Here is a 19,654-nt window from a genome sequence, read left to right on the forward strand (position 1 = left end):
AGCCATCTTGCATCGCGGTAAAATGGTTGCTAGACGCCGCGCATCCGTGGGCGGAATCGCAGGATTTCCGGCCATAAAGCGGACCATTTCATAAACGGTTTTCAGACCAGCATTTCGGTCAGGGAGAAGCAAACGCGTGGATCATTCCAGCGGCATCAGAGCGAGCTTAGCAGGGCGTTACGCCACTGCGCTGTTCACTCTTGCAAACGAAAAGAAGAGCATCGACGGTGTTCAAAACAGCCTTAGCATTTTGAGCGCGGCCATGGCCGAATCGGATGACCTGAAAGCGCTGATCAGCAGCCCGGTCGTTTCCCGCAGCGATGCCGGCAAGGCCATTGCAGCCACTGCGAAATCTCTGAAGCTTGATGATCTGACGTCAAACTTGCTCGGCGTTCTTGCCAGCAACCGTCGTCTGGACCAGATACCAGCCGTTGTTCGCGCCTTCACGACCTTGGCTTCAGGCTATCGTGGTGAAGTGTCCGCTGAAGTAACCTCCGCTCATCCGCTGGATGAAAAGCAGATTGATGCGCTCAAGGCGCAGCTCAAGAAACGTGTGGGAAGCGATGTTAGCGTTTCCACCGCCGTTGATTCGTCCATATTGGGCGGGCTGGTCGTGAAAATCGGCAGTCAGATGATCGACAGCTCCATTAAAACCCGTTTGAACACCCTATCGCAGGCCATGAAAGGCTAAAGGAAGAGATACATGGATATTCGCGCCGCAGAAATTTCAAAGGTCATCAAAGACCAGATCGCCAATTTTGGCAATGAAGCTCAGGTTTCCGAAGTCGGAACCGTGCTTGCCGTCGGTGACGGTATTGCCCGTATTCACGGTCTCGACCAGGTACAAGCTGGTGAGATGGTTGAATTCTCCAACGGCGTTCAGGGCATGGCCTTGAACCTTGAGGCTGACAATGTCGGCGTCGTGATCTTCGGCTCTGACGCTGAAATTAAAGAAGGCGACGTTGTTAAGCGGACCGGTACGATTGTGGACGTTCCGATCGGCAAAGAACTTCTCGGCCGCGTGGTCGATGGTCTTGGCAACCCGATTGATGGCAAAGGCCCAATCAAAACCAAAAAGCGTAGCCGTGTGGAAGTAAAAGCACCTGGCATTATCCCACGGAAATCGGTTCACGAGCCCGTACAGACCGGACTGAAGGCGCTTGACGCTCTTGTGCCAGTTGGCCGTGGTCAGCGCGAATTGATCATTGGTGACCGTCAAACCGGTAAGACCGCTGTCGCAATCGACACGTTCATCAACCAAAAGACCGTCAATGCTTCGGATGACGAAAGCAAAAAGCTTTACTGCATCTATGTTGCTGTGGGTCAGAAGCGTTCAACAGTTGCTCAGATCGTACGTCAGCTCGAAGAAAATGGCGCTATGGAATATTCCATCGTTGTTGCCGCTTCTGCTTCCGAGCCTGCTCCGCTTCAATATCTCGCACCATATACCGGTGTGACGATGGGCGAATATTTCCGCGATAACGGCATGCACGCTTGTATCGTTTATGACGATCTCTCCAAACAGGCTGTGGCTTATCGTCAGATGTCCTTGCTTCTGCGTCGTCCTCCAGGACGTGAAGCTTATCCTGGTGACGTTTTCTATCTTCACAGCCGCTTGCTTGAGCGTGCCGCAAAGATGAACGAAGACAATGGCTCCGGTTCTTTGACCGCATTGCCGATCATTGAAACACAGGCTGGTGACGTTTCCGCCTATATTCCGACCAACGTGATTTCGATTACCGACGGTCAGATCTTCCTCGAAACGGATCTTTTCAACCAAGGCATCCGTCCTGCGATTAACGTGGGTCTGTCGGTTTCTCGTGTGGGTTCTGCTGCACAGACGAAAGCGATGAAGAAAGTGTCCGGTTCGATTAAACTCGATTTGGCACAATATCGTGAAATGGCCGCCTTTGCGCAGTTCGGTTCCGACCTTGATGCTTCGACCCAGCAATTGCTGGCCCGTGGTGAGCGTTTGACGCAGCTTCTGAAGCAGGCACAATTCTCGCCTCTTCCATTCGAAGAGCAGACCGCTTCTATCTACGCAGGTACCAACGGTCACCTGGATGGTGTCGGCGTCAATGATGTTGTGCGCTATGAGGAAGCGATGCTTTCTCACATGCGAAGCGAACATGCTGATATTCTGAAAACGATCCGTGAGAGCGGTGACTTGAAAGATGACACTAAGGCATCTCTCGAAGACGCACTCGCAGCTTTCGGCAAGACCTTTAGCTAAGCCAGACGAACCCAACGGGTAAGGAGCCAAAATGGCTAGTTTGAAAGAACTGAAAGATCGGATTGAGTCGGTTAAATCGACCCAGAAGATCACCAAGGCCAAGAAGATGGTCGCAGCAGCCAAATTGCGCCGGGCGCAGATGGCTGCAGAAGCTGCGCGTCCCTATGCGGAGCAGATGGAAAAGGTGATGGGCAACCTCGCCTCCAAGGTAGCGGTTGATGAAAATTCATCGAAGCTGCTTGCTGGCACCGGCAAGGACGAAACGCATTTGCTTGTTGTCGCGACTTCTGATCGCGGCCTTTGTGGCGCGTTTAACGCGAATATTGTCAAAGAAGCCAAGGTGAAAGCGGAAGCGCTGCTCGCCGAAGGCAAGAAAGTGTTGTTCTATATGGTGGGCCGTAAAGGTCTGCCGATTATCAAACGGCAATATCCTGGTCAGATTTTGAAGCATTTCGATACGTCGGAAGCGAAGACACCGGGTTTTGATGAAGCGAAAGCAATTGCTGCGGAACTTACGGACCTGATCGAAGACGGGAAATTTGACGTAGCGCATCTGTTCTACGGAAAATTTCGGTCGGCATTGGTTCAGGAACCGACAACGCAGCAGATCATCCCGGTTGCACTGGGCGATGATACCGCAGCATCGGGAACCGAAGGCGCCGTTGATTACGAACCGGATGAAGAAGAAATTCTCGCTGAATTGCTCCCGCGCAATCTGACAACGCAGCTATTTGGTGCGCTGCTGGAAAATATGGCTTCGGAGCAAGGCGCATCGATGACCGCAATGGACAATGCGACCCGCAATGCCGGCGATCTGATCGACAACCTCACCATCGTTTACAACCGCAGCCGTCAGGCCGCGATTACCACCGAATTGATTGAAATTATCGCTGGCGCTGAAGCGCTCTAAAGCATCTACGCAAGGAAGAAGCAAAATGGCAAAAAGCAAAAATGTAGGCCGCATTTCACAGGTTATCGGCGCTGTTGTCGACGTAACCTTTGACTCGGACATCCCATCTATCCTCTCCGCTCTGGAAACCGACAATGGCGGCAACCGGCTGGTGCTTGAAGTAGCGCAGCACTTGGGCGAAAACACCGTCCGGACCATCGCTATGGACTCCACCGAGGGTTTGACCCGCGGTCAGGAAGTGACCGATACCGGCGCACAGATCCAGATGCCTGTTGGTCCTGAAACATTGGGTCGGATCATGAACGTGGTTGGTGAACCAATTGACGAACGTGGCCCTATTGGCGCAAAAGCAGTTGCCCCAATCCACGCAGAAGCACCTGCATTTGTTGACCAATCTACCGAATCAGAAATTCTGGTTACCGGCATTAAAGTGGTCGATCTGCTCGCACCATACGCAAAGGGCGGCAAAATTGGTCTCTTCGGCGGTGCCGGCGTGGGCAAGACCGTGCTTATTCAGGAATTGATCAACAACATCGCAAAAGGCCACGGCGGTACGTCCGTGTTCGCTGGTGTTGGTGAGCGTACCCGTGAAGGTAACGATCTCTATCACGAATTCCTCGACGCTGGCGTTATCGCCAAAGATGCCGACGGCAATCCGAAGTCGGAAGGCTCGAAAGTGGCATTGGTCTTCGGTCAGATGAACGAGCCTCCAGGAGCACGTGCTCGTGTGGCCCTGTCCGGTTTGACCCAGGCTGAATATTTCCGTGACCAGGAAGGTCAGGACGTTCTGTTCTTCGTCGACAACATCTTCCGCTTCACGCAGGCTGGTTCGGAAGTGTCCGCACTTCTTGGCCGTATTCCTTCGGCTGTGGGCTATCAGCCTACCCTGTCTACCGACATGGGTGCGTTGCAAGAGCGTATTACCTCCACCAACAAGGGTTCGATTACATCGGTTCAGGCCATTTACGTTCCTGCCGATGACTTGACCGACCCTGCACCGGCAACCAGCTTTGCCCACTTGGACGCTACGACCGTTTTGAACCGTGCGATTTCAGAACTGGGCATCTACCCGGCTGTTGATCCGCTCGATTCTACATCGCGTGTTCTTGAGCCACGTGTTGTTGGCCAAGAGCATTATGATACGGCCCGTGCTGTTCAAGAAACACTGCAAAAATATAAGTCTTTGCAGGACATTATCGCCATTCTCGGCATGGACGAGCTTTCTGAAGAAGATAAGCTGGTCGTTCAGCGGGCTCGTAAGATCCAGAAGTTCCTGTCACAGCCTTTCCATGTTGCTGAAGTCTTCACCGGCATCAAAGGTAAGTTCGTTGATCTGGAAGATACGATCAAATCGTTCAAAGCCGTTGTCGATGGCGAATATGATCACCTTCCTGAAAATGCCTTCTACATGGTTGGCGGCATTGAAGAAGCGATCGCAAAAGGCAAAGAAATGGCTGCTGAAGCAGCTTAATGCGTTAAACCCCTCTCCCGCGAGGGAGAGGGTTTAGGAATTGAATAATGGCGAACCTACATTTCGAACTCGTAACCCCTGAAAAACTCGTCCGGTCGGATGATGTTTTCATGGTGGTTGTGCCCGGCACCGAGGGTGATTTTGGCGTGCTCGCTGATCACGCTCCTGTGATGTCTACAATTCGCGACGCCGATCTGGTCATTTACGCCAGCGAAGGCGCTGCGGCTGAGACAATCTCCGTACAGGGTGGCTTTGCTCAAGTGGATGAAAAGGGCCTGACTGTTCTGGCCGAAGCGATTTCCTGATTTTCTGATCAAGGTGATAAGCGAATTTTACGGCGCTTATCACCATCAGTTGCTCTTCGGTGGCCTAAGGCTACCTTCTAACCAGCGCTAAGCCTCCAGCACCGTCGTTGCCTTGCGTTCGCTGTGCCAAAGCAGCAAGCCGCTCAATATTATCAACAATCCCCCCATCATCGCGGTTCGATCAATCGGGTCGCCGAAGACGAAGACGCTGATTGCCGTCGCGATCAGCAGCTGGATATAGACGATCGGCGCAATTGCCGCCGCAGTCGTCCGCATCGTCGCCATGAACAGCAGAAAATGACAACCTGTTGCGGTTAAGGCTACCAACGCGCAGCGCAGAATAACGTCCCAGTCAGGCGCACTCGGGACCGACATGACAGGGATAAACCAGTGCCCCAACAGCGTAGCAATGACGAGGAATATGGCTGCCCAGAAGGCGATATAAAATTGCGCCGCGAAAATCGATCGTTGGCTCGATACCATGCGATTGAGAATGAGCATTGTCGCCATCGCGACCGCCGAAAATAGCGGCAAAATAGCGACCCAGCCAAAAGCAGCGACATTAGGGCGGAGCATGATCAACACGCCACCAAAGGCGATGATCGTTGCTATCCAGGTGCGCGGCTGCATCTTCTCTTTCAAAAACCAACCGGAAAATAACGCGGTGAGGATCGGATTGACGAACGATATCGCAACCGCATCTGCCAATGGCATGATGTAGATGGCGGAAAAGAAGGTGATAGTTCCGACAAATAGGGTGAATCCGCGGGCCATGTGAAGCCAGGGCCGATTGACCTGAAAACCTTTACGCCCTTCGCGTAGAAACAAGATTACCGCTAAAGCCAGAGCACCGATTGAAAAGCGCAAAGCGGCAACCGCCTGCGCCGGCCAATCTCCGGCCATAGACTTGATCACGGCATCCCCGAGCGGGAAACCAGCGAACGCAATAAGCGCTAGCGTAATACCTCCGGCGGCGACCGTGCGTTCGCGATTTTGATCTGCGTTCAAAATATTGTTCCTTGTGTATTTCCAAGGCTTAGCGGCTCCTTTGCGCTGTACAAGCCACAAAAGACTCTTTCGCGACCGTCTACGCAATTGAGCAAGTTTTCCGGTTTATTAACCATTATCTGAGAAAGGGAGCATAGATCGTATGACATCAGACATATCGGACACATTAGCATGAGCGCATTTGGCAAGAAAAATGGACTGGGCGGCGGAAAACCATCCTTCGGGGTAGCCAAGCCAATGAACGGTGGTGGTAAGAAAACTACTGACTCCCGGAAGTCCAAAGACAATTTGGGTGGAAATCAATTTCCTCCGATTGAAACAATGCCAATTCCGGGTGGAGAGACCCCGCCCCCGCCAAAAACAGATCAAAGCGATGCAATGGCCAGGCTTTCCGAACGGTCCCAGCCAATGGTCGAAGATACCGACAAATCAGAAGGTTTTGGTGCCTCTGTCCATAAGATTAAGGAACAGGTTCTCCCTCGCCTGCTTGAACGTGTCGATCCAGAGGCCGCAGCGACGCTGAATAAAGAAGAACTGACCGAAGAATTCCGCCCGATCATCATGGAAGTGCTGACCGAGCTCAAGCTCACGCTTAACCGGCGCGAGCAATTTGCACTGGAAAAAGTTCTAGTCGACGAATTGCTCGGCTTTGGTCCGCTCGAAGAACTGCTGAGCAACCCGGACATTTCGGATATCATGGTCAACGGCCCTGAGCAGACCTATATAGAAATCAAAGGTAAGCTTGAGCTTGCACCAATCCAATTCCGCGATGAAGAACATCTGTTCCAGATCGCCCAGCGGATCGTGAACCAGGTTGGTCGCCGCGTCGATCAGACGACACCATTGGCCGATGCCCGTTTGAAAGATGGTTCGCGTGTAAACGTTATCGTTCCGCCGCTGAGCCTCAAAGGTACGGCCCTCTCCATCCGTAAGTTTTCCGATAAGCCGATCACCATCGACATGATGAAGGGCTTTGGATCCATGTCCGATCCCATGGCAACTGTGCTGAAAATCGCCGGTGCCTGCCGGTTCAACGTGGTCATCTCCGGCGGTACCGGTTCCGGTAAAACGACGATGCTGAACGCCATGTCCAAGATGATCGATCCCGGCGAACGCGTGCTGACCATCGAGGATGCTGCCGAACTTCGTCTGCAACAACCACATTGGCTACCGCTCGAAACGCGGCCGCCAAATCTGGAAGGTGAAGGCGCGATCACCATTGGAGATCTCGTGAAAAACGCCCTGCGTATGCGTCCCGACCGGATCATCCTGGGTGAGATTCGTGGCGCGGAATGTTTCGACCTTCTCGCCGCCATGAACACCGGCCATGATGGCTCCATGTGTACGCTTCACGCAAATAGCCCACGCGAGTGTCTCGGCCGTATGGAAAATATGATTTTGATGGGTGACATCAAAATTCCGAAAGAGGCAATTTCCCGGCAGATTGCAGAATCCGTCGATCTCATCATTCAGGTGAAACGACTGCGCGACGGCTCACGCCGCACAACCAACATCACCGAGGTGATCGGCATGGAAGGCGACGTGATCGTGACCCAGGAATTGTTCAAATATCAATATTTGGATGAGGATGCTGAGGGTAAGATCATCGGTGAATATCAATCCGCTGGTCTGCGCCCCTATACGCTCGACAAAGCGCGGCAATATGGCTTTGATCAGCCCCTGCTGGAAGCCTGCCTGTAACAGGCATATTATTCGGTCGACAAAATTCCAAGACCGAAGGCAATTGATATCCCAAAGGTCAACAACGCCAAAGCGGTGATCGTTGACCAAGGCATGAAACCAACATCTTCGATATCGCGGCGATTGTTGCGCCGTCGGTTAGCGATCTCAGAAATCAGGGCGATCACCGCCGATAAACCGCAGAGCACCATCCATAGCGGCGGCATCAATGACTAGCCCTTGTCCAGCATGTTGATGATACCGGAGAAATCCTTACCGCCCTGCCCCTGCGCTTCCGCATATTGCTCATAGAGTTTCGCGGCCTCTGCACCCATCGGCACATCGGCTCCGGCACTTTCCGCCGCTTCCATCGCCAGACGCAGATCCTTGAGCATCAGCGCAGCGGCAAAGCCACCCTCATAGCCATTGTCTGCCGGGCTTTGCGGCCCAACACCGGGCACCGGACAATAGCTGGTCATGGACCAGTTTTGTCCCGAAGCTTTGGAGGAAATATCGTAGAAATTCTGGAGATCGAGCCCCAGTTTCTCCGCCATTTTAAAGGTCTCGCAGGTTGCAACCATCGATGCACCGAGCAGCATATTGTTGCAGATTTTAGCTGCCTGCCCTGCGCCATTACCACCGGCGTGGATCACCGCCTTGCCCATATCGGCAAGAATCGGTTCTGCGCGTTTGAAACCGTCATCGCTACCGCCAACCATGAAGGTGAGCGTGCCACCATTGGCCGCAGCAATACCGCCGGAAACCGGTGCATCTACCGGCACGAGCCCCTTTGCCTCCGCCATCGTGGCAACATCACGGGCACTATCAACGTCGATGGTCGAGCAATCGATTACCAAAGTGCCGGGATTGGCATTGATGATGACTTCATATTCATAGACCTTACGGACATGCGCCCCAGCAGGAAGCATCGTAACGACCACTTCCATATTGTTCACCGCCTCGGCAGCATCGCTGACCGGATGACAGCCGGCTTCGCCAGCGCGCGCCAATGCCTCGCCGGACAAGTCAAAGGCATGAACCTCATGCCCTGCTTTTGCGAGATTGGCAGCCATGCCACCGCCCATATTGCCTAGGCCGATAAATCCGATTTTCATTTTAGCGTCCTTTCCACTGGCCTTCGCGTTTTTCGATAAACGCAGCCATGCCTTCTTTCTTGTCTTCCGTGGCAGTCAGAATCTGGAACAGACGCCGTTCGTGGACCAGTCCCTGTTCGAGATTATTCTCGAACGCGGAATTGACCATTTCCTTGTTCACCTGAATCGCCATTGGCGGCATCGAAGCGATGATTGCGGCCGATTTGAGCGCCTCGTCGAGCAGCTCTTCATGCGGAACGACGCGCGCCACCAGACCCGAACGCTCGGCTTCCTCGGCATCCATCATCCGGCCGGTCAGGCACATGTCCATCGATTTGGCCTTGCCGACCGCGCGAGTCAGCCGCTGCGAGCCGCCCATGCCGGGCGCTACGCCAAGCTTGATCTCCGGCTGGCCGAATTTCGCCTTGTCGCTGGCAATCAGGATATCCGCCATCATCGCCAGTTCGCATCCGCCGCCCAGAGCGAAGCCGTTGACCGCTGCGATCCACGGCTTGCGGGTCGCCTTGACGATATGGCTGGTCCATTTGGCGAAGAAGTCTTCCAGATAGAAATCGGCGGCGGACTTGTCGTACATTTCCTTGATGTCCGCGCCAGCGGCAAAAGCCTTGTCGCCCGAACCGGTCAAGACAGCGCAATTTTGCGTCTCATCCGCCTGAAATGCAGCAAATGCGTCAATTAGCTCATCGAGCACCTGGCTATTCAGCGCATTGAGCGATTTGGGCCGGTTGAGCGTGATCTGGGTGACTGCACCCCGTTTTTCGGAGAGAATTGTTTCGTAGGTCATAGGGGTTTCCATTCTTCATCTGCCGGCGGCGGCGCGAAAATATTGTCGATCCATTCGGTTGTGACATCCTCAGCGGTCGGTGGATTCCATTTCGGATCATTGTCCTTGTCGACAATCAGCGCCCGAACCCCTTCGAGGAAATCGTGCATCACCAGCACATGATAGCCGATGCGATATTCATTGCGCATTTCGTCGGCAAAGCTGTCCATCGCCGCGCCTTCCTTGAGCTGGCGCAGAGCTACCTTGCAGGTCTGCGGGCTTTTGGTGCCCAGCGTTTTGCGTTCTTTGGCCGCCCAGTCGCTATCATCGGCTGCCAGCGCCTCCAAAATATCTTCATAGCGGTCCGAGGCAAAAAACTTGTCGATCTTATCAAGATTATTGGTGATCCGGGCATCCGGCACATCGCCAGAAAGCTGCGCCAATATGGTCTCAATATGATCCGGATTTTTGGCAATTTGTTGTTTTGCTTCTGCCAGCACTTCCGATTGCAGATAATGGGATGCAATCCCCACAGCCATACATTCTGCTCCATCGAGGCGCGCGCCGGTCAATGCCAGAAACTGTCCCAATCGTCCCGCCAATCGAGACAGATACCAGCCGCCACCCACATCGGGGAACAGGCCAATCCCCGTTTCCGGCATGGCAAAGCGCGTATATTCCGTCGCTACCCGATATTGAGCAGGCTGCGATATACCGACGCCGCCGCCCATGGTGATACCATCCATGAAGGCGACCACCGGTTTCGGATATTCAAACATCAAGTGATTGAGCTGATATTCCTTGTAGAAAAACTCGCGGCCTTTCTTGCCGTCCGTCATTCCGGATTCCCGCAGCATCGCAATATCACCGCCGGCGCAGAATCCTCTCCCCTCGCTATGATCGAGAATGACCGCTTCAACATCATCATCGTCACGCCACGCAAGCAATGCTTCCGTCATCGCCAGGCACATATCCAGGTTCAATGAGTGAATAACTTTAGGACGGTTCAGGCTGATATGGCCAACCCGTCCCGTTTTTCTAATGATGATATCTTCTGTCATATATTCCCTATTGTCGGAGCAGTTCGCGCGAAACGATCATCCGCATGACCTGATTGGTACCTTCCAAAATGCTGTGCACCCGCAAATCCCGCCAAAAGCGTTCGATCGGATAGTCCTGTAAATAACCATATCCACCAAAGAGTTGCAGGGCATCGTTGACAATCTTGCTACCATTATCAGTAGCCAGTCGCTTCGCCATGGCCGCGAATTTCGTTTTATCCGGCGCGCCTTCGGTAACTTTGGCTGCGGCCAGATATAGCAGCGCCCGCGACGCTTCCAGGTCGGTGGCCATGTCAGCAAGCATGAACTGGGTGTTCTGAAAATCGCTGATCGCTTTGCCGAATTGCTTGCGATCTTTGGTGTAGGTCAACGCTTCATCCAGACAACGCTGCGCACCGCCAAGAGAGCAAGCGCCGATGTTCAAACGCCCCCCATCCAGACCCGCCATCGCAATCCGGAAACCCTCGCCTTCATCACCCACCCGGTTTTCAGCGGGTACGCGGACATTGTCAAAATTGACCTGCGCTGTGGGTTGGGAGTGCCAGCCAAGTTTCTTTTCCTGCGCGCCAAAACTGACGCCTTCCATGTCCTTTTCGATAACAAGGCAGGTAACGCCCTTTGCCCCATCGTCGGACGTACGCGTCATCGTGACGTAAATCTCGTTCTCCCCGCCGCCGGAAATAAACTGTTTGGATCCGTTGACGATATAATCATCGCCATCACGCACCGCCTTGGTCTTCAGCGAAGCCGCATCCGATCCGGCCCCGGCTTCGGTCAGGCAATAGCTGGCGATTTTTTCCATCGGCACGAGGTCGGGCAGATATTTGTCCTTTACCGCCTGCGAACCGAACGCATCGATCATCCAGCTGACCATATTGTGGATCGAAATAAAGGCGCTGGTCGAGGGACAGCCATAAGCCATGGCTTCCATGATGATCGCGCTTTCCAGTCGCCCCAAACCGATACCGCCCGATTCCTCGGACACATAAATGCCCCCAAAACCCAATTCAGCCGCCTGTTTGATCGTATCACGCGGGAATATATGCTTTTCATCCCATTCCGAAGCATAAGGCGTGATCGCATCGGCTGTAAATTTCTGCGCCATTTCCTGAATGGCAAGCTGGTCTTCGGTCAGAGAGAACTGGGTCATATCTATTTCTGCTTCTTCTCTATTTTCGCGGCGGTTGATTCGACGCCTCGCATTACCCGCAAGATGTTACCGCGTGCAATCTTAGCGAGATCCGTGCTGCTATACCCGCGCCGTGCCAGCTCAGTAAACAGCACCGGATAAGTCGATACATCGGCCAGATCGTCCGGGGTGAATCTTATCCCGCCATCTGTTGCTGTCACAGGCAGCATTTTGATCACCATGCCGCAATAATCGCTTTTGCGTTCAATGCCGACTAGGCCAGCTTGCGCATCACATCACCGAACAGATCTTCATCGCTTGGCAATGTTTTCGTCACGGCCAAAGGCTTGGACACCCAGGTTTCATTGATCAGATCACGCCAGCTGATATTGTTGTTGGTGCCATTGCCGCCCCAGCTACCGCAACCGAGAGAGAAGGTCTGGCGCATGCCATTCCACAAGTTGCCGCTATTAGATGCCGACTGTGGTTGATTTACCATCACCCGAGACGTCCGGGTTGCATTGGCCAGCTTCATGATATTGTCATCGGACTGGGAATAGATACCACAGCTATGCCCCTGCCCCTGATAGGCTTGGATATTGTTGGTCAGCTCAATTGCATGATCAATGTCGCGAGCCCGGTATAATGCCATAGAAACCGTCATTTTCTCGCCGGAGAAAGGATGGTCTGGTCCAAAGCCAGTTTCCGGAATGATGAAAAACTCGGTCTCTTCCGGAATATCAAAACCAGCGATGCCCGCGATGAATGCTGGCGTCTGGGCAACGACCTTTGCGTTGATATGCCCGTCGATCCAGAGAACATCCTCGAATTTCTGCTTATCGTCATCGCTCATGATATAGCCGCCTTTTGCGACCAGTTTAGCGAGCATTTCGTCGTAAATTGCATCCACCAAAATGACCGCATTGTCAGAAGAACAACTAGCCGCAAGGTCGAGCGTTTTCGACAGATGGATCTTGGTTGCCGCATCATCAAGATCGGCGGTTTCATCCACTGTGATAACGGCATTGCCAACACCAACGCCCAAAGCCGGTGTTCCGCTGGAATAAGCCGCGGTGACCATCGCACCACCGCCAGTCGCCAGTACACGATCACATTGACGCATCAACTCATTGGTCTTTTCAACCGATGGCACATCGATGCTCAGTACCAGATCAGCGGGCGCGCCCATTTTCACGATGGCATCCCGCATCAAATCGCAAATCAGCTTGTTCGTCAGCTTGGCCCGTGGATGCGGTGCAACGATGATCGAATTGCGTCCTTTAACGGCAGAAATCGCTTTGATAACCGGCGTTGCTTCTGGGTTGGTCGATGGAGACAAGGCCCCGATCACACCCATAGGCTTGGCGATTTTCACGATATTGCGTTCATGGTCTTCTTCCAAGATGCCCACCGACTTGTCATCGATGATATCAAATAAAGTCGCGCGGGTTTTCTTGAATATCTTCAGATATTTGCCGTCATAATTACCAAGCTGCGTTTCCTCGACGGTGTGCTGTGCAATTTTCTCGGCAACCGACTCCTCAGCAACGGCCCAAACCATCGCACGGATCAGGTCATCGACCTGTTCCTGTGTATAATTTTCGATTTGCGCTTGGGCGGCACGCGAACGAGCAACCAATTCAGCGATTTCGTCGACAATCGGGTCATTTGGGTTGGTTGTTGTATCCAGCATGGTATCGGTTCCTGATAATTTTGCCAAAATGGCATCCGTCGGTGACTCGCAAACTGATGCGAGATATTTCCCAGCCGTATAAATTACCGCAGATGCCCATGCAACGGCCAAACCGCTATCATTTCTAACCATCAATCAGCGATATTATATTGACTGACCAGTACCGCCGCTTATTCCAGCCACGAACAGGAACATCTTCGTCATCGAACATCCACAAGCAGAAGTCCGGCAAAAAACCTCGCTATTGGGACAAAATCGTCCCACGGCAGGCATCGTAACACGCCTTGCAGCGATGGTCTCATTGGCGATCATGTTCACCTTCGTCAAACTGGCCGGCGAACAGGGCGTGCATGTCACCGAAAGCCTGTTCTACCGCCAACTTACCGCTATGCCGCTTATCTGTTTTCTGATTTGGCGCAGCAGCGCCGGCTGGCCATCGATCGCCTCAAACAAGCACAAGCTTCATATCTTGCGGTCAATCCTTGGTATTTTTGCCATGGGCTTGAACTTCTGGGCAATGACCTTGCTACCGCTGGCTGATGCCACCACCATCAGCTTTACCGTACCAATATTTGCGACCCTGTTCGCCGCACTGATTTTGCGAGAAAAGGTCGGTATCCAACGCTGGTCTGCGATATTGATCGGCTTTGTCGGCGTGCTGATCGTTGTTCAGCCGGGTGGCTCGCTCATTCCCGCCTTCGGGGCCGCGGTCGCCCTGGTCGGCGCGCTGGTTACCGCATCCGTCACGCTCGTCATCCGTATGCTGGGCCGCACCGAAACCAGCATCGTCACGATCTTCTGGTTCTCAATCTACACGCTGCCCGCACTTGCCATTTGTGCCTATATCTATGGTGGTGGCCATGATGCGAAGACGTGGGGATATTTGCTCGGGATTGGTATTTTCGGCGCTCTGGGGCAGCTGTCTATCACCCAGTCGCTGCGCTATGCGCCCATTTCAACCATCGTACCGATGGACTATACCGCGCTCATCTGGGCGACCTTTTTCGGTATCACGATTTTTGGGCATTATCCCGGCTTATCGATCTGGTTCGGCGCCCCGATCATTATCGGTTCCGGCCTGTTCATTGCCTGGCGCGAACATGTGAAGGCCGTTAAACAGGTAGTTGCCAAGAACGAACCCAGCGCATAATCACCCTCGCTCAAGGGAGAGAAACATGTTGAAGATCAGCCACTTCATTGCGGCGGCGCTGGCGCTGCTTTTTGCAACCGGTGCACAAGCCGAAGAGGCACCCGTCACCCTCTCCTATCCCGAAGTCACCATCTTCGAAGCCGACAAGATCATCACCATGGAGCCCGGCTATCCAGACGCCCGCTATGTCGCGACCGCCGATGGCATCATCCTGGGTCTCGGCCAATCGCTGGAAGATCTGGAAGCTTGGGCGAAGGATCGCAAAGTCACCATCGACCGGCAGTTTTCCAAAAATGTTCTCATGCCCGGCTTCATTGAGCCGCATATTCATCCGATGCAGACAATCATGATGCTGCCGATGCCGTTCATCAGCCCCGAAGAATGGAAACTTCCCGGCAAAACCTATCCTGCAGCCCGCGGCAAGGCACAATATGAACAACGCCTGCGCGAGGAAATGGCGAAGAGTGAAGACGCCCTGTTCATCACCTGGGGCCATCATAAATTGTTCCACGGCGATATGGATCGCGCCGAACTCGACCGGATTGCACCCGACCGGCCGGTGGTGATCTGGCAGCGCAGCTTCCACGAGATCATCGCCAACAGCAAGGCACTGGACCTGCTCGGCATCGGTGATAAAACAGCCTTCACTGCCGCGTTCAGCAAGCCCAATATCGACCCCGGCCATGCCGATTATGCCAGCGGCATCATCCACGAGACCGCCCTGTTCAACGGCATCGCGATGCTCCGCCCCTATCTCTTCTCTCCCACCAAAGTGCAGCAGGGTCTGGCCGACATGCGGCAGATGATGCTGGAAAATGGCGTCACCACGAGCGCCGACCTTGCCTTTGGCGGCTTCGGCGGACCAGAAATGGAATCTGCGCTCTTCAAGAGCCTTTATGACCAGCCGACAACACCATCGCGCATTCTGGCTATCCCTATCGCGCCGCTGGTTACCGGCGATCCCAATGTCTGGCTGAAAGACATGAAGGCCAAATATGACAGCAGCAAATTCTTCTTCTCAAATCGCATCAAATTGTTCGCCGATGGCGCCTTCTTCGCCCAATATATGCAGATGAACCCGCCGGGTTACAGCGATGGTCATGAAGGAAAATGGCTAACGGAACCGGAAGACTTGCTGAAGCAGACCGAGCGCTTCTGGGACGCCGGGTGGAATCTCCATACCCATGTCAATGGGGACAAAGGTCTCGATGTTGTGCTCGATATCACGGAAAAACTTGCTCCCAAAAATGGCCAGCATATCATCATGGAGCATCTCGGTTATTCGACCGAGGCGCAGAACCGGCGGATCGGGGAAATGGGTCTCTATGTCTCCGCCCAGCCCAATTATATCCGCATACTCGGCGATGCTTATGCCAAAACCGGCATGGGCCCTGACCGCGCCGCGCAGATGAACCGCCTCGGTTCGCTCGAGCGCAAAGACGTACCGCTCGGCCTGCATAGCGACTTTAACATGGCGCCGATTGATCCGCTTTACCTCGCCTGGGTGGCAAGTAACCGGATCACGCTCGACGGCAATGTCAAAGCACCCAAGGAACGTCTCTCGCTCGACAAGGCCCTGCGCGCGATCACCGTCGAGGCTGCGCAAATCATCGGCATGGACGATATGGTCGGCAGCATAGCGACAGGCAAGAAGGCCGATTTCACTGTGCTTGATCGTGATCCCTACAAGGCCGGCGCGGCGAAGCTGCGCGACTTGCAAGTGCAAGGCGTGGTGTTTGAAGGGCGTTGGTTCCCGGCGAAATAATGGGTTTCGCGGGTGTCAGACAGATCATCTAATTCCGACACCCGCCCCATTGCGGCAGAACGATGCGGTGGGGCTGACAACAGTCAGTGCTTTTTGGATTTGACGGGAATTCGCAAGAACCGAACGCCATTTTCTTCTGCTTCAGGGAAATTCCCAGCGCGAATATTCACTTGGATCGATGGCAGCAGTAATTTGGGAACGGGAAGATCTGCGTCACGGGCTTCCCGCATCGTCACAAATTCATCTTCGGTGACCCCATCTGCGACGTGGACGCTGGATTGCCGCTGATCAGCAACACTGGTTTCCCAGCTATATGTATCCCGGCCCGGCGCCTTATAGTCATGGCATAGGAATAGCCGCGTTTCATCGGGCAGGCTCAATATCCGGCGAATTGATTGGAATAGCTGTCGAGCATCACCACCAGGAAAGTCGGCACGCGCGGTGCCATAGTCCGGCATGAACAATGTATCCCCCACAAACACCGCATCTGCTACCTTATAGGCGACATCGGCCGGTGTATGTCCGGGCACATGAATGACTTCAAATTCCAGACTACCCAGATTGAAGCGATCGCCATCGGCAAATAAAATATCAAAATCCGAGCCATCGGTTTTCAGATCATCAAAGGCGAATATCGGCCGGAATATGCGCTGAACATCCCGAATATGCTCGCCTATGCCGATTTTTGCACCAGTTTTAGCACTAATGAAGGGCGCCGCTAATAAATGATCGGCATGGGCATGAGATTCCAACACCATTTCGATCGTCCAGCCACGCGCATCGGCTCGCTCGATAATTTTCTCCGCGGAACCGGTATCCACCTCCCCGCTCGCCAGGTCAAAGTCCAGAACAGGATCAATGACGGCAGCACTGAGGGTTTCAGGGTCGCACACTAAGTAGCTAACCGTATGGGTCGGCTCGTCAAAAAATGCCTCGATCACGGGCGCGGTCTGATTCGAATTGCTCATTCTTCCTTATATATTAGAACTTGCTATTTTAGCAACTACTAATATATAAGGAAGAATGACACATGCACCTATGGACCTAGAAAAATTCACCAGAAAAGCTGGCATCGTCGCCAACCTTTTAAAATCCCTTAGCAACGGCAGGCGGCTGATGCTGTTGTGCAAACTTGTCGAAAAGGGAGAAATGACCGTCGGCGAGGCTGCTACGGAAATCGGGGTTTCTCAATCTGTCATCTCGCAGCATCTGGCGCGCCTCCGCACGGAAGGACTGGTGACCTTTAGGCGTGATCGCCAGACCTTGTGGTATCGGATTGCCGATGACCGTGTCGAAGCCCTTATGACGTCACTCTATGCGCTATATTGCCAAGATTGATGACGATCGTGGCCGCCTGTTACGCTATCGCTGCCTTTGTTAGATCAACGGGCTGGTGCCGCTCAGGGAGAGGCTGATCTGGATATGGAAATCACCCAAATCTGGCTTACACTTGTTTCCGGCGGCCTTGTCGGCATCATTCTGGGTTTAGTCGGCGGGGGTGGCTCCATATTGGCGGTGCCCTTGCTGATCTTCCTCGTCGGCGTTTCTTCAACACATGTCGCCATTGGTACCGGCGCTGTTGCCGTTGCGGTCAACGCCTTTGCCGGCCTTTGGGGTCAAGCACGAGCGGGCATGATCAAATGGCCCTGTGCACTTGTCTTCTCCGCCGCGGGTGCCGTGGGGGCTGCAATCGGTGCCTATGGAGGGAAATCCGTCGATGGCGATCAGTTGTTGATATTGTTCGGGCTGCTGATGATTGTCGTGGCAATCGCAACCTATTTACGTCGCAATAAAATCGCAGATTTGGACGTACGCCTGTCTCGTGGAAGTGCCCCAAAGCTCCTCCCTCCTATCGTTGGCGGCGGTCTTTTGGTGGGATTGGCGGCAGGCTTTTTCGGAATTGGCGGAGGTTTCCTGATCGTACCCGCATTGATGGCGGCAACCGGTATGTCGATGAGGCAAGCCGTCGGCACATCGCTGGTCGTCGTCACCGTCTTAGGTGCAACGACCGCCCTTTCCTACGCAATGTCCGGGCTGGTGGACTGGAAGCTTTCCCTGCTGTTGATTACGGGCGGTGTTGCCGGAGCATGGCTTGGCCTGTTTCTTGGCAAGCGACTGGCCAATAGAAAAGGCAGGATGGAAATGATTTTTGCTATGCTAGTGCTCGCAACCGGAATCTACATCGTCCTCCGTTCAACCGGATTGATCTTTAGCCTATGACCAAATCGGCAGTCCCTTAACCCGAAGTACCTGCACCATCTCACCCGCATTAAACTGGGGCGAGATGGCGATAATTCCCCTAAAACCGATAATTCAATATCAGCCCCACAGAGGCCTGATCTTTCGAGCCTCGCTCCTGCACCAGTGACGATTTTGCGATATCGCCAGCCAGGCGCTGATATCCCGCCAATCCGACGATAGTGATATGGCGGGTCATGGGCAACACGATCGAAGCGCCTAGACCATAAGAGTTGAGACCTCCACTGGCGTCATATTGCGACAGGCCCGATGCAGCAGACTGAACGGCGCTGACGTCAAAATAGGCGCTGTTATATTTGCTGTCACCAAAGGATATCTCTGGACCGACAGAGAGAATAGCGTTTTTGCCAAAGGCCTTGAAGCGATTGGCATATTTGACCTGCGCTTCCCCTTGCAGGCCTTCGTGACCGTTGATGCCTTGGCGTAGCTCGACCTTGCCGCTGATATTGCCGGTAGAATATTCCACAAAGCCACCCAGTTCGAACGTGCCATCGACATCGCCCAATCCAATCAAGTCCGTGGTGCCGCCGCTCAAGCTAAATGGTCCCTTGCCATCTTCATCGCGCCCAAAATCATATTTCATGATCGGTCCTGCCTTAAGGCCATCGCTGTTGATCAAATTGAAACCAACCCCGCGGATTGAGGCAAAGAACAGATCATCATATTCGACCGCGACGCCGGGAAAGACACCCAATTGATAATCGTCATCACCGCGATAATTGGGCGCATATATGGACCCGGCGGACAGGGTGACTTGCCAACCTTTTTTGGTGTCCGGTCGGCCACTCTCAGTGGACTCTTGCGCATAAGCCGACTGCGGTATGGCCACTGCAAATGCGAGAAGGAATAAGGGTGTTTTTTTCATGGGGGATTTGCCTTTTTGGGGGGATGAGGCTTGCTTCGCGGTAACGGTCTCCAATATCTATGTCGCTAGAGAGCAATCAAGATCGAAATTGATTGCGCGAACCAAGCGTCGATTATAGCGGCCTTTTTGATGGCGGCAACTGGCATGTCGATGGCAGGACGCAGATGGTTTTGCGATGCTCTTTCTCGCTACTGGCATCTCAATCGTCATTTGTTCAACGCGATTTAGCCTCAGCCTTTAATGACCC

General features: G+C 53.6%; 20 protein-coding genes. 10 read left to right on the forward strand and 10 right to left on the reverse strand.

All coding sequences use genetic code 11. The features are described from left to right. The first annotated feature begins 136 nt into the window (after window positions 1-136). Genes ABJG22_RS12415 through ABJG22_RS12435 form a run of 5 tightly spaced genes read left to right on the forward strand, consistent with a single transcriptional unit; the run spans window position 137 to window position 4,919 of the window. The gene (locus tag ABJG22_RS12415; protein ID WP_348020587.1) at window positions 137-691 is read left to right on the forward strand and encodes a F0F1 ATP synthase subunit delta; all 555 of its coding nucleotides are present in this window, start codon (window positions 137-139) and stop codon (window positions 689-691) included. 12 nt (window positions 692-703) lie between these two features. Beyond that, the gene (atpA, locus tag ABJG22_RS12420; protein ID WP_348020588.1) at window positions 704-2,233 is read left to right on the forward strand and encodes a F0F1 ATP synthase subunit alpha; all 1,530 of its coding nucleotides are present in this window, start codon (window positions 704-706) and stop codon (window positions 2,231-2,233) included. Between the two features lie 31 nt (window positions 2,234-2,264). Continuing rightward, the gene (locus tag ABJG22_RS12425) at window positions 2,265-3,143 is read left to right on the forward strand and encodes a F0F1 ATP synthase subunit gamma (RefSeq protein WP_348020589.1); all 879 of its coding nucleotides are present in this window, start codon (window positions 2,265-2,267) and stop codon (window positions 3,141-3,143) included. A 25-nt stretch (window positions 3,144-3,168) separates the two neighbouring features. Then, complete coding sequence (atpD, locus tag ABJG22_RS12430) at window positions 3,169-4,614, forward strand: F0F1 ATP synthase subunit beta (RefSeq protein ID WP_348020590.1); 1,446 nt, start codon at window positions 3,169-3,171, stop codon at window positions 4,612-4,614. Between the two features lie 47 nt (window positions 4,615-4,661). Next, complete coding sequence (locus ABJG22_RS12435; RefSeq protein WP_348020591.1) at window positions 4,662-4,919, forward strand: ATP synthase F1 subunit epsilon; 258 nt, start codon at window positions 4,662-4,664, stop codon at window positions 4,917-4,919. Between the two features lie 87 nt (window positions 4,920-5,006). On the opposite strand, the gene ABJG22_RS12440 is transcribed toward ABJG22_RS12435, so the two are convergent. Continuing rightward, window positions 5,007-5,927 (reverse strand): DMT family transporter, encoded by a 921-nt coding sequence (locus ABJG22_RS12440; RefSeq protein WP_348020592.1) that lies wholly within the window; start codon window positions 5,925-5,927, stop codon window positions 5,007-5,009. A 171-nt stretch (window positions 5,928-6,098) separates the two neighbouring features. On the opposite strand from ABJG22_RS12440, the gene ABJG22_RS12445 reads away from it, so the two are divergent. After that, window positions 6,099-7,628, forward strand: a complete 1,530-nt coding sequence (locus ABJG22_RS12445) for a CpaF family protein (protein ID WP_348020593.1) — start codon at window positions 6,099-6,101, stop codon at window positions 7,626-7,628. Between the two features lie 8 nt (window positions 7,629-7,636). Here the strand turns inward: ABJG22_RS12445 and ABJG22_RS12450 are convergent, their stop codons facing one another. Genes ABJG22_RS12450 through ABJG22_RS12480 form a run of 7 tightly spaced genes read right to left on the reverse strand, consistent with a single transcriptional unit; the run spans window position 7,637 to window position 13,368 of the window. Next, a complete protein-coding gene (locus tag ABJG22_RS12450) occupies window positions 7,637-7,834 on the reverse strand; it encodes a hypothetical protein (RefSeq protein ID WP_348020594.1) in 198 nt (65 codons plus the stop codon). Window positions 7,835-7,840: 6 nt separating this feature from the next. Continuing rightward, window positions 7,841-8,767, reverse strand: a complete 927-nt coding sequence (mmsB, locus tag ABJG22_RS12455; RefSeq protein ID WP_348020914.1) for a 3-hydroxyisobutyrate dehydrogenase — start codon at window positions 8,765-8,767, stop codon at window positions 7,841-7,843. Next, entirely contained in the window at window positions 8,724-9,506 is a 783-nt protein-coding gene (locus ABJG22_RS12460) for an enoyl-CoA hydratase-related protein (RefSeq protein WP_348020595.1), read from the reverse strand. Before ABJG22_RS12460 ends, mmsB begins: the two co-directional genes overlap by 44 nt. After that, complete coding sequence (locus ABJG22_RS12465) at window positions 9,503-10,546, reverse strand: enoyl-CoA hydratase/isomerase family protein (protein WP_348020596.1); 1,044 nt, start codon at window positions 10,544-10,546, stop codon at window positions 9,503-9,505. The genes ABJG22_RS12460 and ABJG22_RS12465 overlap by 4 nt, the downstream gene beginning before the upstream one ends. A 7-nt stretch (window positions 10,547-10,553) precedes the next feature. Beyond that, a complete protein-coding gene (locus ABJG22_RS12470; RefSeq protein WP_348020597.1) occupies window positions 10,554-11,696 on the reverse strand; it encodes an acyl-CoA dehydrogenase family protein in 1,143 nt (380 codons plus the stop codon). Between the two features lie 2 nt (window positions 11,697-11,698). Beyond that, a complete protein-coding gene (locus ABJG22_RS12475) occupies window positions 11,699-11,917 on the reverse strand; it encodes a membrane dipeptidase (RefSeq protein ID WP_348020598.1) in 219 nt (72 codons plus the stop codon). Between the two features lie 32 nt (window positions 11,918-11,949). Next, window positions 11,950-13,368 (reverse strand): aldehyde dehydrogenase family protein, encoded by a 1,419-nt coding sequence (locus ABJG22_RS12480; protein WP_348020599.1) that lies wholly within the window; start codon window positions 13,366-13,368, stop codon window positions 11,950-11,952. A 244-nt stretch (window positions 13,369-13,612) separates the two neighbouring features. Between ABJG22_RS12480 and ABJG22_RS12485 the strand changes: the two genes are divergently transcribed. Continuing rightward, the gene (locus tag ABJG22_RS12485; protein WP_348020600.1) at window positions 13,613-14,518 is read left to right on the forward strand and encodes a DMT family transporter; all 906 of its coding nucleotides are present in this window, start codon (window positions 13,613-13,615) and stop codon (window positions 14,516-14,518) included. A 25-nt stretch (window positions 14,519-14,543) separates the two neighbouring features. Then, window positions 14,544-16,283, forward strand: a complete 1,740-nt coding sequence (locus ABJG22_RS12490; protein ID WP_348020601.1) for an amidohydrolase — start codon at window positions 14,544-14,546, stop codon at window positions 16,281-16,283. A gap of 83 nt (window positions 16,284-16,366) precedes the next feature. Here ABJG22_RS12490 and ABJG22_RS12495 read toward each other — a convergent pair whose 3' ends face one another. Next, on the reverse strand, window positions 16,367-17,251 hold the full coding sequence (locus ABJG22_RS12495; protein ID WP_348020602.1) for an MBL fold metallo-hydrolase: 885 nt from the start codon (window positions 17,249-17,251) through the stop codon (window positions 16,367-16,369). A gap of 55 nt (window positions 17,252-17,306) precedes the next feature. Here ABJG22_RS12495 and ABJG22_RS12500 point away from each other — a divergent pair, with 55 nt between their 5' ends. Together ABJG22_RS12500 and ABJG22_RS12505 are read left to right on the forward strand one after the other, a co-directional pair. Next, window positions 17,307-17,621, forward strand: coding sequence for a metalloregulator ArsR/SmtB family transcription factor (locus ABJG22_RS12500; RefSeq protein WP_348020603.1), 315 nt, complete (start codon window positions 17,307-17,309; stop codon window positions 17,619-17,621). A gap of 84 nt (window positions 17,622-17,705) precedes the next feature. Then, on the forward strand, window positions 17,706-18,503 hold the full coding sequence (locus ABJG22_RS12505) for a sulfite exporter TauE/SafE family protein (RefSeq protein WP_348020915.1): 798 nt from the start codon (window positions 17,706-17,708) through the stop codon (window positions 18,501-18,503). A gap of 79 nt (window positions 18,504-18,582) precedes the next feature. Here ABJG22_RS12505 and ABJG22_RS12510 read toward each other — a convergent pair whose 3' ends face one another. After that, complete coding sequence (locus ABJG22_RS12510; protein ID WP_348020604.1) at window positions 18,583-19,407, reverse strand: MipA/OmpV family protein; 825 nt, start codon at window positions 19,405-19,407, stop codon at window positions 18,583-18,585. Window positions 19,408-19,654 lie beyond the last annotated feature (247 nt).

It is taken from the genome of Parasphingorhabdus sp. (assembly GCF_039939955.1).
Taxonomy (GTDB): domain Bacteria; phylum Pseudomonadota; class Alphaproteobacteria; order Sphingomonadales; family Sphingomonadaceae; genus Parasphingorhabdus.

Bases quoted from the DNA above. Each gene is read 5' to 3' on its own strand.
- ABJG22_RS12505 (WP_348020915.1), top strand. From the start codon at position 17,706: ATGGAAATCACCCAAATCTGGCTTACACTTGTTTCCGGCGGCCTTGTC.
- ABJG22_RS12450 (WP_348020594.1), bottom strand. From the start codon at position 7,834: ATGCCGCCGCTATGGATGGTGCTCTGCGGTTTATCGGCGGTGATCGCC.
- ABJG22_RS12495 (WP_348020602.1), bottom strand. From the start codon at position 17,251: ATGAGCAATTCGAATCAGACCGCGCCCGTGATCGAGGCATTTTTTGAC.
- ABJG22_RS12460 (WP_348020595.1), bottom strand. From the start codon at position 9,506: ATGACCTACGAAACAATTCTCTCCGAAAAACGGGGTGCAGTCACCCAG.
- ABJG22_RS12470 (WP_348020597.1), bottom strand. From the start codon at position 11,696: ATGACCCAGTTCTCTCTGACCGAAGACCAGCTTGCCATTCAGGAAATG.
- atpA (WP_348020588.1), top strand. From the start codon at position 704: ATGGATATTCGCGCCGCAGAAATTTCAAAGGTCATCAAAGACCAGATC.
- ABJG22_RS12490 (WP_348020601.1), top strand. From the start codon at position 14,544: ATGTTGAAGATCAGCCACTTCATTGCGGCGGCGCTGGCGCTGCTTTTT.
- ABJG22_RS12480 (WP_348020599.1), bottom strand. From the start codon at position 13,368: ATGCTGGATACAACAACCAACCCAAATGACCCGATTGTCGACGAAATC.
- ABJG22_RS12475 (WP_348020598.1), bottom strand. From the start codon at position 11,917: ATGGTGATCAAAATGCTGCCTGTGACAGCAACAGATGGCGGGATAAGA.
- ABJG22_RS12425 (WP_348020589.1), top strand. From the start codon at position 2,265: ATGGCTAGTTTGAAAGAACTGAAAGATCGGATTGAGTCGGTTAAATCG.
- ABJG22_RS12510 (WP_348020604.1), bottom strand. From the start codon at position 19,407: ATGAAAAAAACACCCTTATTCCTTCTCGCATTTGCAGTGGCCATACCG.
- ABJG22_RS12445 (WP_348020593.1), top strand. From the start codon at position 6,099: ATGAGCGCATTTGGCAAGAAAAATGGACTGGGCGGCGGAAAACCATCC.
- ABJG22_RS12465 (WP_348020596.1), bottom strand. From the start codon at position 10,546: ATGACAGAAGATATCATCATTAGAAAAACGGGACGGGTTGGCCATATC.
- ABJG22_RS12500 (WP_348020603.1), top strand. From the start codon at position 17,307: ATGACACATGCACCTATGGACCTAGAAAAATTCACCAGAAAAGCTGGC.
- ABJG22_RS12435 (WP_348020591.1), top strand. From the start codon at position 4,662: ATGGCGAACCTACATTTCGAACTCGTAACCCCTGAAAAACTCGTCCGG.
- atpD (WP_348020590.1), top strand. From the start codon at position 3,169: ATGGCAAAAAGCAAAAATGTAGGCCGCATTTCACAGGTTATCGGCGCT.